This is a genomic window from Flavobacterium sp. (genome assembly GCF_046317795.1).
Classification (GTDB): domain Bacteria; phylum Bacteroidota; class Bacteroidia; order Flavobacteriales; family Flavobacteriaceae; genus Flavobacterium.
The window spans coordinates 1-12,780 of record NZ_JBKCVI010000218.1 but is presented as its reverse complement, the minus strand read 5'-3'; the positions used below and the strand labels follow the sequence as shown (position 1 = coordinate 12,780).

At 32.9% G+C, this 12,780-nt stretch carries 14 protein-coding genes; 13 read left to right on the top strand and 1 reads right to left on the bottom strand.

Annotated elements, in window-relative coordinates; genetic code table 11:
* Positions 1 to 693: FAD-binding oxidoreductase (locus tag ACK5ON_RS12840; RefSeq protein ID WP_409823201.1), on the bottom strand; the 693-nt coding region annotated here is incomplete at its 3' end.
* A gap of 117 nt (positions 694 to 810) precedes the next feature.
* Here ACK5ON_RS12840 and ACK5ON_RS12835 point away from each other — a divergent pair.
* The 13 genes from ACK5ON_RS12835 (at position 811) to ACK5ON_RS12775 (ending at position 12,713) form a co-directional block, all read left to right on the top strand.
* Positions 811 to 2,277, top strand: coding sequence for a DUF5687 family protein (locus ACK5ON_RS12835; protein ID WP_409823199.1), 1,467 nt, complete (start codon positions 811 to 813; stop codon positions 2,275 to 2,277).
* Between the two features lie 69 nt (positions 2,278 to 2,346).
* Positions 2,347 to 3,045 (top strand): ABC transporter ATP-binding protein, encoded by a 699-nt coding sequence (locus ACK5ON_RS12830; protein ID WP_396172782.1) that lies wholly within the window; start codon positions 2,347 to 2,349, stop codon positions 3,043 to 3,045.
* Positions 3,046 to 3,133: 88 nt separating this feature from the next.
* A complete protein-coding gene (locus ACK5ON_RS12825; RefSeq protein WP_409823196.1) occupies positions 3,134 to 5,959 on the top strand; it encodes a tetratricopeptide repeat protein in 2,826 nt (941 codons plus the stop codon).
* Between the two features lie 3 nt (positions 5,960 to 5,962).
* Entirely contained in the window at positions 5,963 to 6,367 is a 405-nt protein-coding gene (locus ACK5ON_RS12820; protein ID WP_396172778.1) for a polymer-forming cytoskeletal protein, read from the top strand.
* Positions 6,336 to 6,569: an AtpZ/AtpI family protein gene (locus tag ACK5ON_RS12815; RefSeq protein ID WP_396172776.1), complete on the top strand. Its 234-nt coding sequence runs from the start codon at positions 6,336 to 6,338 to the stop codon at positions 6,567 to 6,569. The genes ACK5ON_RS12820 and ACK5ON_RS12815 overlap by 32 nt, the downstream gene beginning before the upstream one ends.
* A gap of 1 nt (position 6,570) precedes the next feature.
* Complete coding sequence (locus ACK5ON_RS12810) at positions 6,571 to 6,969, top strand: hypothetical protein (protein WP_396172774.1); 399 nt, start codon at positions 6,571 to 6,573, stop codon at positions 6,967 to 6,969.
* Positions 6,970 to 7,085: 116 nt separating this feature from the next.
* Complete coding sequence (gene atpB / locus ACK5ON_RS12805; protein WP_396172772.1) at positions 7,086 to 8,255, top strand: F0F1 ATP synthase subunit A; 1,170 nt, start codon at positions 7,086 to 7,088, stop codon at positions 8,253 to 8,255.
* 92 nt (positions 8,256 to 8,347) lie between these two features.
* Positions 8,348 to 8,542 (top strand): ATP synthase F0 subunit C, encoded by a 195-nt coding sequence (gene atpE, locus ACK5ON_RS12800; RefSeq protein ID WP_103805844.1) that lies wholly within the window; start codon positions 8,348 to 8,350, stop codon positions 8,540 to 8,542.
* A gap of 79 nt (positions 8,543 to 8,621) precedes the next feature.
* The gene (locus ACK5ON_RS12795; protein WP_409823190.1) at positions 8,622 to 9,122 is read left to right on the top strand and encodes a F0F1 ATP synthase subunit B; all 501 of its coding nucleotides are present in this window, start codon (positions 8,622 to 8,624) and stop codon (positions 9,120 to 9,122) included.
* Complete coding sequence (gene atpH / locus ACK5ON_RS12790; RefSeq protein WP_409823204.1) at positions 9,122 to 9,655, top strand: ATP synthase F1 subunit delta; 534 nt, start codon at positions 9,122 to 9,124, stop codon at positions 9,653 to 9,655. Before ACK5ON_RS12795 ends, atpH begins: the two co-directional genes overlap by 1 nt.
* A gap of 23 nt (positions 9,656 to 9,678) precedes the next feature.
* The gene (gene atpA, locus ACK5ON_RS12785) at positions 9,679 to 11,256 is read left to right on the top strand and encodes a F0F1 ATP synthase subunit alpha (RefSeq protein WP_396172768.1); all 1,578 of its coding nucleotides are present in this window, start codon (positions 9,679 to 9,681) and stop codon (positions 11,254 to 11,256) included.
* 73 nt (positions 11,257 to 11,329) lie between these two features.
* Positions 11,330 to 12,199 (top strand): ATP synthase F1 subunit gamma, encoded by an 870-nt coding sequence (gene atpG, locus ACK5ON_RS12780; RefSeq protein ID WP_409823187.1) that lies wholly within the window; start codon positions 11,330 to 11,332, stop codon positions 12,197 to 12,199.
* Between the two features lie 76 nt (positions 12,200 to 12,275).
* Positions 12,276 to 12,713: a GNAT family N-acetyltransferase gene (locus tag ACK5ON_RS12775; RefSeq protein ID WP_409823184.1), complete on the top strand. Its 438-nt coding sequence runs from the start codon at positions 12,276 to 12,278 to the stop codon at positions 12,711 to 12,713.
* Positions 12,714 to 12,780 lie beyond the last annotated feature (67 nt).

Below are 12,780 nucleotides of genomic sequence, written 5' to 3'. Positions count from 1 at the left end.
ATGTTCTTTCAAAACATTGGTAACCAAATTTATCATTTCCTCTGGACCGCATAAATAGAACTTGTCAAATTCTTTTTCTTTATGCTTGTTATTCAAAACATAGTTAACCGCCGACTTATCAATTCTGCCAAAAATTTCATCTCCTATTTTTACCTGACTGTAGACATAATGTACAAAAAAGCGTCCTACATATTTCAGTTGTAGCTCGTGTAACTCGTTATGAAAAATCGTTTCTTCCGGCGTTTTGTTTCCATATACCAGAACAAATGTACTTTTTGGCTCACTTTCTAAAACCGATTTCAGAATGGATATAACAGGCGTAATTCCGCTACCAGCAGCAAAAGCCGCATAGTTTTTTTGTTTTTCATTATTGGGTTCAAATGTAAACCTACCTTCGGGTTGACTTACTTCAAGAATGTCTCCAGCTTTTAAATTTTCGTTGGCAAATTTGGAGAAATGACCACTTTTCACTGATTTAATAGCAATTCTTAATTCACTACTATTGGGTGACGAACAAATAGAATAAGCACGACGAATTTCTTGTCCGTCAAGCGTTAATTTCAGATTAACATATTGTCCAGCGATGAAAGTATAAACCGATTTTAGTTCGGCAGGAATGGTAAAAGCCACTGAAATAGCATTGGGAGTTTCGTGTTTTACTTCTTTGATGTGTAATTTATAAAACGATGACATGAAATATTTTTTTGTAAAGGTAAAGAAATAGCAACGAATTGAAAAATAAAGAAATTTTGAAAGTCTGTAACATTTTCCTATTTTTAGAAACTAATTCAAAAATTTAAACCGTTAACTATGTTCAAACATTTCATTAAATTAGAATGGAAATCTTTTTTTCGTTCGGCATCCTTTGCGACTAACTTAGCGCTGAAAATCATTATGGGTTTAGGAGCTTTATATTTTATGGTATGTTTTGCCATATTAGGTTCGGCAGTGTTTTTTATTTTAAAGCAGGAGGGATTAGAACCACTTTCCACGATTAACACCTATATCATTTATTATTTAGTGGGTGATTTGATAATGAGATGGTTAATCCAAAAAATGCCGGTTACCAATATTAAACCTTTATTGACACTGCCCATAAAGAGAAGTACAATTGTTCATTATTCATTAGGAAAAACAGCCATTTCTTTTTTTAACATCATTCATGCTTTTTTCTTTTTGCCGTTTACCATTGTTTTGTTAATTGAAGGTTATGGTTATCAAGCTATTCTTTGGCATTTGGCCATGATGGCGTTGATTTATACAAATAATTTCCTGAATGTAATAATAAATAATAAAGACATTGTTTTTTACCCATTAGTAGCTATAGTGGCTTCACTTGGTTTGGCACAATACTATCAATTTTTCAACATTACAGTGTACACCAAACCTTTTTTTCAAGGAATGTATGACACCAATTATTTATTTTTAATTCCAATACTTTTACTCATAATTACCTATTATTTTTCGTTTAATTTTTTCAAAAATGATTTGAATTTAGATACAGGTTTGGCTAAGAAAAGTGCTGAAGCAAAAACCGAAAATCTTACTTGGTTGAACCAATTTGGAACATTAGGAACATTTCTTAAAAACGACATCAAACTGTTGAAAAGGAACAAACGTTCCAGAACTACTGTTTTTATGAGTTTTCTTTTTGTTTTCTATGGATTTTTTTTCTTTACCAATTCGATTGAAGCTTATAATAATCCCGTCATGCATGTGTTTGCTGGCATCTTTGTATCGGGTGGATTTTTATTTACTTTCGGACAGTTTGTTCCCAGTTGGGATAGTGCCTATTATCAACTAATGATGAGCCAAAATATTAGCTACCGACAATATTTGAATTCAAAATGGTGGTTGATGGTTATTGCAACCATAATTTCAACAGTTATAGCTTCGTTTTATTTGTATTTTGGATGGCAAACCTATATGTTAATAGTGGTAGGAGCTATTTACAATATTGGGGTAAACTCTCATTTGGTATTGCTTGGAGGTGCTTTTGTGAAAACACCTATAGATTTGACAATGGCAAACAAAGCTTTTGGCGATAAACAAGCATTTAATATGAAAACCCTGTTAATTTCTTTGCCAAAATTATTAGTACCAATGCTACTATATGCTGCGGGATATTATTTGTTTTCTGCCAACATTGGATTTTTATTCGTTGCAATTGCCGGAATTTTAGGATTTGCTTTGAGAAATACTGTATTTTCCAAAATCGAAAAAATCTATAAAACAGAAAAATACGCGACCATTGCTGCTTACAAACAGAAAAATTAGTGTCCAGTTTTCAGTCTCAGTTTTCAAAAATAAACCTCAAAACCTTATAAACCTCATAAACGCAAAAAAATGATACAAGTAACAAATTTAACCAAAAAATATATCGCAGGAGTAAACGTTTTAAATATTTCAAACTTGGAAATCCCCAAAGGACAAAGCTTTGGACTGGTTGGAAACAATGGTGCTGGAAAAACCACTTTTTTTAGTTTGTTATTGGATTTAATTCAACCCAGTTCAGGACATATTGTAAACAATGGCGTTCAAGTCAATACAAGTGAAGCATGGAAACCTTTCACCTCGGCGTTTATCGACGAAAGCTTTTTGATTGGTTATTTAACCGCCGAAGAATACTTTTATTTCATTGGTGATTTACGAGGACAAAATAAAGCCGATGTCGATGCTTTATTAACCAAACATGAAGAATTCTTTAACGGAGAAATCTTGAAAAGCAAAAAATACCTTAGAGATTTATCCAAAGGGAATATGAAAAAAGTGGGCATTATCGCTACTTTAATTGGAAACCCAGAAGTAGTTATTCTAGATGAACCATTTGCTAATTTAGATCCAACTACTGTAAATAGATTGAAAAAAATCATAAAAGAATTAGCTCATAATCCAGAAGTAACTGTTCTCGTTTCTAGTCACGATTTGGTTCATACTGTTGAGGTTTGCGACAGAATTGTGGCGTTGCATCTGGGCGAAGTAGTGAAAGATATTCAAACATCTCCAGAAACTCTAAAAGAGTTGGAAGCGTTTTTTGCAGTGTAATTTTTTTGACATATCAAAAAGAAACGTATTTTTACCCGTTAGTTATACTATTTATAACTTTTTCACGTTATTATAAAAACGTTTTGCTTTGAAAACCAATACTATTAAATATTTAATTTTTACGGGATTGCTTGTTTTTTTGATTGCTTGTTCTACCAAAAAAAACACATTTCTGTCTAGAAATTCTCATGCATTAAGTACAAAGGATAATATTTTGTATAATGGAGGGATTGCTTTAGATAAAGGGATTGAAGAGGTAAAACTTCAAAATAAAGATAATTTTTGGGAACTACTTCCAGTAGAGAGAATGCAAATTTCGGAAGAATCGATGTTGCCAGAAGAAAACAAGAATGCCAATTTTGAAAGAGCCGAAACTAAAGCTACCAAAGCAATCCAAAAACACTCCATGTATATTCAGGGTTCTGAAAAAAACCCACAAATGGATGAAGCATATTTAATGCTTGGCAAAGCAAGGTATTATGACCAACGATTTGTGCCAGCGCTTGATGCTTTTAATTATGTGTTAAATAAATCTCCAAAAAGCGATAAAATATATGAAGTAAAAATTTGGAGAGAAAAAACGAATATGCGTTTGGAAAACGACCAATTGGCAGTCAACAACCTTCGGAAATTATTGAAAGAAATCAAATTCAAAGATCAAATTTTTGCCGATGCCAATGCTACTTTAGCACAAGCTTTTTTAAATCTTGAAGTAAAAGACAGTGCTGTTGCCAAACTAAAAATTGCTATTGAATATACTAAATCAAACGAAGAAAAATCGAGATATAAATTTATTCTGGGACAACTTTTTGAAGACTTAAAACAAAAAGATAGTGCTTTGACAATGTACCGCTCAATAATTGATATGAAACGCAAAGCAGGAAGAGAATATGTAATTCATTCCCATATTCGTATTGCAGAATATTTTGATTATGAGCATGGCGATACTTTAGCTTTTATTACTAAATACAATGAACTTTTAAAAGATAGAGAGAACAGACCGTTCCTTGATGTATTAGACCATCAGATGGCATTATTTTATGACAGAAAGAAAAACTACAAACAAGCCAAGTTGTTTTATAATTATTCCTTAAAAGATAAATCAAGAGACAGTTATCTCGTAGCGTCTAATTATCGAAACCTAGCCGACATATATTTTAACTCGGCAAAATATGTTACAGCTGGGAAATATTATGATAGCACTTTAGTACAATTAAAACCCAGAACTCGTGAATTTAATTTAATAAAAAAGAAAAGAGAGAATCTGGAAGATGTCATCAAATACGAAGGAATTGCAAAGAACAATGACAGTATTATTTCTTTGTTTAGCATGTCGGATAGTGCCAAAAGAATCTATTTTGAAAACTATATTATAGAATTAAAAAAGCAAGAAGAAAAACTTCAAAAAATAGCTGAAAAAGAAGCTATTATTAAAGAAAATAAAGAAAAAGCAGATGGTCAAATAGACTCTAATAACAGCCCAAGCAATAACAAACCCCAGCCAACTTTACCACCAGTAAGTAAACCTTCATCAGGAAGTGAAGGAGATTTTTATTTTTACAATCCATCGACGGTTGCTTATGGAAAAAAAGAATTCATTAAAAACTGGGGTAAACGATCATTACAAGATAATTGGCGAGTTTCATCAATATCTAGTAAAAAAAATGATGATGTAGCTTTCGAACAAGAAGATAAACAAGGAGGAAAAACAGAAAAGGATTCAGTAATTGTTGACGATAGGTTTTCACCCGATTTTTATATTAGTCAAATCCCAACTTCACAGACCGAAATAGATAGTTTGAGCAAAGAAAGAAATTTTGCGTATTTTCAACTAGGTGTTATTTACAAAGAGAAGTTTAAAGAATACCAGCTAGCGGCAAATAAATTAGAAAAATTATTAAGTTACAACCCCGAAGAAAGGTTGGTTTTGCCCTCAATGTATAATTTGTTTAAGATTTATGAAATTATTGACAAAGGCAAAGCGGAAGAAATGAAATCGAGAATTATTTCAGAATATCCAAATTCGAGATATGCTCAGATTTTGAAAAATCCAGAAAATGAAATAGCAGATTCAAGTGACTCCCCAAAAGTAGTTTATGAAAACATTTATAAGAAATACCAAAGCGGAGAGTACAAGCAAGTAGTAACAGCAACAGAACAAGCTATTGATAGATTTGCTGGTGATGAAATTGTGCCAAAATTTGAATTACTTAAAGCCAATGTAATCGCAAAATTAAGTGGACTTGACGAATATGCAAAAGCATTAAATTTTGTAGCGCTCAATTATCCAAACAGCGAAGAAGGCAAAAGAGCTGAGACGATGTTGAATGTTGATATACCAAAGCTACAAGCTTTACAATTATCAAAAAACGACTCAAAAAACTGGAAAATCCTTTACAGCACAAAAGATTTTGAAGATAAAAACACCAAAATTCTCCAAGCAAAAATTAAAAAATTCATAGCCGACAGAGGGTTGAATAAACTTTCTATTTCTTCAGATATTTATACCATGACAGATAATTTTGTTGTAATTCACGGAATGAGTTCAGAAGATTTGGCCAAAGGAATTGTTTCCATTTTAAAAGATTATAAGGATTATAAAGTTCAAGAAAAAGCCATAATTATTTCGGCAGAAAATTATGCAATTGTTCAAATCAAAAAGAAATTAGACGAATTCTTAGCTGGTAATTTAGCAGATAATCCACCTCCACCAAATTGGGACGGCACTATTGAAAAAGCACCCGTTGCTCAACAAGAAAAGCCAGCACAAAGACAAGAACAAGCCAATCCGGAGAGTTCAAAAAAACATAATGGTAATCAGCCAAAGAATCCACAAAATGGAATCCAAGATAACGATAATCAATTCGGTTTACCACCATCACCTCAAATGGAAAAACCAGAAAAAAAAGGATAAATCATGTTTGAAAAAAGTCCAAAATCATATACCGATTTACTTGGTAAAACAAATAGAATTGTAGAAGGAACATCCATAAAAGGGGATATTATTTCCCCAGCAGATTTTCGTTTGGACGGAAAATTAATTGGAAATTTTCAGTCAAAAGGGAAATTAGTTATTGGTCCAGCAGGAAGTGTTATAGGCGATATTATTTGTCAAAACGCCGACATCGAAGGACATTTTGAAGGAAAAATACAAGTTCAAGATTTGCTTAGCATAAAGGCAAAAGCAAAGATAAAAGGGGATGTTTTGTGCAACAAACTTTCAGTTGAACCAGGAGCTGAATTCAGCGCTTCTTGCGTTATGAAACCTCATGTAAAAACTATGGTCAACAATGGACAATCAACAGAAGAAAAAACAGCGTAATAAATGGTTAACGCTCATAAACATCCCAATCCAAATGGGAATTATTGTTTTTCTATTCTCATACCTAGGCCGTTGGCTTGATGAAAAATATACAAATCCGCATAGTTTATATGTAAAGATTTTAACCATGCTTGGTGTAGCAATAGCGTTCTACAACATCAATCGACAGTTGAAGAAAATTAACAAATCAGATAACGAATAGTATGAATTTAGAAAAATTCAAATCCATTTTTGCCTTATTGGTTTTAGGAACAATAGGTTTTATAATTCATAAATTATTATTTTATTTTTTTGTTCCTAAAATTTATGAAGAAGACTTTGTCTACTCAATTCCTTTGCTGTATTTCTTTTTCTTTTTCTTTTCTGCAATGCTAATTTTAATTTTAGATAAAGTCAAACAGAAAAACATTAATTCTGTAGGGTTTACTTTTTTATTTCTCACTACATTAAAGATGGTTATAGCATATGTGTTTTTAAAACCAATTTTAACATTAAACCATCCTAAAACACCAACAGAAAAGATGAGTTTTTTTATTATATTTATTTACTTTTTGATAATAGAAACACTTGTAACCATCAGAATTTTAAACAATAAGCAGTAATTTGTTCTTAATTTGATAATTCCATCAAAAAAAACAAAAGTTATACTTTTTAATATAAATTATTAGTGTACTTTTGCACCAAATTTGAAAAAGTTAATTTAAGTTAATTGTCAGATATGGTGATTTCAAGAAAACCACTCCACTTTATTATAGCAACATTAGTTGCATGTTTGCCTTTATTTTGTTTTGCTAATCCAAGTGTAGACACAAAAAAAGTAACTACTGAAACATCACACAAAATTCAAGAAAAATCAAATGAAGCGCATAGGATTCCTGAGAATTTAACAGAAGATCAAAAGGCGGATTTAGAACGCAAAAATTATGTGAAACACCACTTATTAGATTCACATGATTTTAATCTTTTTTCATATGGCAAAAATGGCGAGAACCATTTTGGTTTTTCACTGCCAGTAATTTTATGGGATAATGGAATTCATTTCTTTTCGTCTTCAAAATTTGAACATGGAGAAGCAGTAGCTGAATCAAAAGGAAACTTCTATAAAATAAACCACCACGACGGGAAAGTATACAAAACAGATTCAGCAGGAACTTTTACAGAAGATGAAAAAGGACATGTAACCAATACCAAACCACTCGATTTTTCTATTACTAAAAACGTATTGATGATTCTTATCGTTGGTTTATTAATGTTATCACTATTTGCAGGTTTAGGAAAATCATACAAGAAAAACGGTTCTATTGCTAAAGGTGCTGGTAGATTCTTCGAACCAATTATTTTATACATCAGAGATGATATTGCTATTCCAAACATTGGCGAGAAGCATTATAAAAAATACATGAGCTTTTTATTGACCACCTTTTTCTTTATTTGGTTCTTAAACATGTTCGGATTGACGCCGCTAGGAGTAAACGTTACAGGTAACATTGCTTTTACAGCTGCATTAGCTATAATAACTTATTTGATTACAACCTTTACAGCAAAGAAAGATTATTGGGGACACATTTTCTGGATGCCAGGAGTGCCAGTTTTAATGAAATTTGTATTGGCTCCAATAGAATTATTGGGAACGATAATCAAACCATTTTCATTGATGATTCGTTTGTATGCAAATATGTTAGCTGGACATATTGTATTAATGAGTTTAATTGCTTTGATGTATACTTTTAATAGCCCAATAGGAAGTCCTTTATCGTTTTTATTAGCTTTTGTATTGTCATTGCTTGAAGTTTTAGTTGCCTTGTTACAGGCCTATATTTTCACGATGTTAGCGGCCTTATATTTTGGTTCGGCTGTTGAAGAACATCACCATGAGGAAGCACATTAGAATTTAGATATTAGATTTCAGATATATCTACAATCTAATATCTAAATTCTAATTATAAAAAGAATGTTTAATTAAATATATATATATACATTATGGAAATTCCTAAAATTATTGGAGCAGGATTAGTAGTTATCGGTGCAGGTATCGGTATTGGTAGAATCGGTGGTTCAGCAATGGACGCTATCGCTCGTCAACCAGAAGCTACTGGAAAAATCCAAACAGCTATGCTTATTGCAGCTGCGCTTATTGAAGGTATTGGTTTCGCGGCTCTATTTGCTGTAAACTAAAAAAAGAAACAAAAGCTATAACGGTTGGTTGTAGCTTTTGTTAATTATTTAATACATTTTAAATTTAAGATATAATATAATGGAAGAATTATTTGGACAGTTTTCATTAGGTTTGTTTATCATGCAAACAGTATTGTTTCTAGCTCTTGTTTTCCTTTTGAAAAAATTCGCTTGGAAACCTATTCTCGATGCAGTTAATGAAAGAGAAGAAGGTATTAAAAATGCATTACTATCAGCAGAAAATGCAAAGAAAGAAATGCAAAACTTGAAAGCAGACAATGAAAAATTGTTAGCCGAAGCAAGATTAGAACGTGATGCTATGATGAAAGAAGCTCGTGAAATCAAAGACAAAATGATTAATGATGCTAAAACAGAAGCGCAAACTGCTGGTCAAAAAATGATTGAACAAGCAAAAGCTTCCATCGAAAGCGAGAAAAATGCAGCTTTGGCAGAATTGAAAGCGCAAGTTTCTACTTTATCATTAGATATTGCTGAAAAATTATTAAAAGACGAATTGTCTAACAAAGAATCTCAAACCAAATTGGTAGAGAAAATGTTAGGCGATGTAAAATTAAATTAATCGGTATGTCAAGAGCTGCGATTAGATATGCGAAAGCCATTTTAGAAATTTCCCTTTCCAATGGGAATGCTGTTAAAGTAAACGAAGACATGTTGTCTATCGTTACTTCCATTGCTGCTAGCGCAGAATTGATTGATTTTTTATCAAGTCCAATTATTTCATCCGAAGTGAAAATGAATGCACTTTCAGAAGTTTTTGTTACTGTTCAATCGGAAACTAAATCATTGTTCAGATTGTTGCACGATAATAAGCGATTTGAAATTTTAGCACAAGTTGCCTCACAGTACAATATGTTATTCGACCAAATGAATAATGTTGAGGTTGCCAAAGTTACAACCGCTTTCCCAATCACTGCTGATTTAGAAAGTAAAGTATTAGCAAAAATAGCAACGATTTCAGACAAAAAAATAACTATCGAAAATATAGTAGATCCAAAAATTATTGGAGGATTTATTTTAAGAATAGGCGATAAACAATACAATGCTTCTGTGGCAAACGGATTGCAAGAATTAAAAAGAGAGTTTAGTAATTAAATTACCATTAAAGATATATCAAAATGGCGGAAATTAAAGCTGCTGAAATTTCAGCAATATTAAAGAAACAAGTAGAAGGATTTCAATCTGGAGCTACGTTAGAAGAAGTTGGTACCGTATTACAAGTTGGTGATGGTATCGCTCTTGTTTATGGTTTGTCCAATGCACAATATGGCGAGTTAGTACAATTCGAAAACGGATTGGAAGCCATAGTTTTGAATCTTGAAGAAGACAACGTGGGTGTGGTACTTTTAGGACCATCAACTGGAATTAGAGAAGGATCCACCGTTAAAAGAACGCAACGTATTGCTTCTTTAAAAGTTGGCGAGCAAATTGTTGGTCGTGTTGTGGATACTTTGGGTAACCCAATTGATGGTAAAGGACCAATCGGTGGTGATTTATATGAAATGCCATTGGAAAGAAAAGCGCCTGGAGTTATCTTCCGTCAACCAGTAACAGAACCATTACAAACAGGGATCAAATCTATCGATGCGATGATACCAGTTGGAAGAGGACAACGTGAGTTAGTTATTGGTGACCGTCAAACAGGGAAAACTACGGTTTGTATTGATACCATTTTGAACCAAAAAGAATTTTATGACGCTGGTCAACCGGTATTTTGTATCTATGTTGCCATCGGACAAAAAGCGTCAACTGTAGCTTTAATTGCAAAAACATTAGAAGAAAAAGGCGCAATGGCTTATACAACTATTGTAGCGGCTAACGCTTCTGATCCAGCGCCAATGCAAGTGTATGCACCAATGGCTGGAGCTGCAATTGGAGAATATTTTAGAGATTCAGGTCGTCCTGCTTTGATTATCTATGATGATTTATCAAAACAAGCGGTGGCTTACCGTGAGGTTTCTCTTTTATTAAGAAGACCACCAGGTCGTGAGGCCTATCCTGGAGACGTTTTTTACTTGCACTCTCGTTTATTAGAAAGAGCATGTAAAGTAATTGCTGATGATGATATCGCAAAAAACATGAACGACTTACCAGATAACTTGAAACCAATCGTAAAAGGTGGTGGTTCATTAACCGCTTTGCCAATTATTGAAACACAAGCCGGTGACGTTTCTGCATATATCCCAACAAACGTAATTTCTATTACAGATGGACAAATTTTCTTGGATGGAGATTTGTTTAATTCCGGAGTTCGTCCGGCAATTAACGTGGGTATTTCGGTATCTCGAGTGGGTGGAAATGCTCAAATTAAATCAATGAAAAAAGTGGCTGGTACCTTAAAACTGGATCAAGCACAATTCCGTGAATTGGAAGCGTTTGCAAAATTTGGTTCCGATTTGGATGCCGTTACTTTAAACGTAATTGAAAAAGGGAAACGTAACGTTGAAATCTTAAAGCAAGCCGTTAACGATCCTTATAAAGTAGAAGACCAAGTAGCTATTATTTATGTAGGTTCTAAAAACTTATTGAGAAATGTTCCTGTAAACAAAGTAAAAGAATTCGAAAAAGATTATTTGGAATACTTGAACAACAAGCACAGAGACACTTTGAATGCTTTAAAAGCAGGAAAATTAGATGATAACATCACTGATGTCTTAGAAAAAGCAGCTAAGGAAATAGGAGCAAAATATAATTAAAAAGTATTAAGTATTAAGTATCAAGAATTAAGACGTCTTGATACTTAATACTTAAATCTTAATACTATAACAAATGGCAAACTTAAAGGAAATCCGTAATCGAATTACTTCCGTTCAGTCAACGATGCAAATCACATCGGCGATGAAAATGGTTTCTGCTGCAAAGTTGAAAAAAGCACAAGATGCTATCACAGCTATGCGACCTTATGCCGAAAAATTAACGGAATTATTGCAAAGTGTTAGCGCTACTCTAGACGGTGATGCTGGTGGAGAATATACTTCCCAACGCGAAATCAATAAAGTATTACTTGTTGCTATAACATCAAACCGTGGTTTGTGTGGTGCTTTCAATACTAACGTGATCAAACAAGCAAAATTAGTTGCTGATAGTTACAATGGAAAACAAGTGGATATTTTTGCTATCGGTAAAAAGGGAAATGATGTTTTAAGAAAAACAACTTCAGTAATCGAGAATAAAAGCGAAGTTTTTGATCAACTTACTTTTGATAATGTTGCTAAAATTGCAGATTTATTGACCGAAAAATTTATCGCTGGCGAATATGATAAAATTGAGATTGTATACAACCAATTTAAAAATGCAGCGACACAAATCGTTCAAACCGAACAATTTTTGCCACTAGCACCAGTTCATCCAGAGACTTCGGGAAAGCCAGTTTCAACTGGAGATTATATTTTTGAACCATCCAAAGAAGAAATTGTATTGACTTTGATTCCAAAATCGTTAAAAACACAATTATACAAAGCTATAAGAGATTCCTTTGCTTCAGAACACGGTGCACGTATGACGGCAATGCACAAAGCCACCGACAACGCAACCGAGTTGAGAAACCAATTGAAATTAACCTACAACAAAGCGCGTCAAGCTGCCATTACTAATGAGATATTGGAGATTGTTGGTGGAGCGGAAGCTTTGAAAGGATAATTTTCAAAATAATATTTTACCAAAAAGAGTCAACTCGCGTTGGCTCTTTTTTATACTTTTAAATAAAAATCCCATAATGGAAATCAGAGAACTTTCATCGCTTGAAGAAATCCTCGAACAATTTGAAACCATCCAATTGCTATATCCCAATATGGCTATCGAACGTTATAAATCTTTCCTCGAAGATATGATTCCCAAAAGCTACAAACAAGTAGCCGTTTTTGATGGGAAAATTTGTGTTGGTTTAACTGGCTTTTGGTTTGGCACCAAACTATGGACGGGAAAATATATCGAAATTGACAACTTTATTGTGCATCCTGACTATCGTAAAAAAGGAATTGGAAAACTAATTTCCAATTATATTGATGAAAAAGCCAAAGAACTTCAATGCACGTGTATCGTTCTTGATGCCTTTACAGGAAATTTTCCTGCCCACCGTTTTTATTACAATCAAGGTTATGAACCCCGCGGTTTTCATTTTATCAAAACTATTGATAAAAATGGATTTTCATAATCCAATAAAAACCTATTTTTGTTTCATCAACGAAAAGCACCTTGAGTTTATATAAAAATCTTTTTAA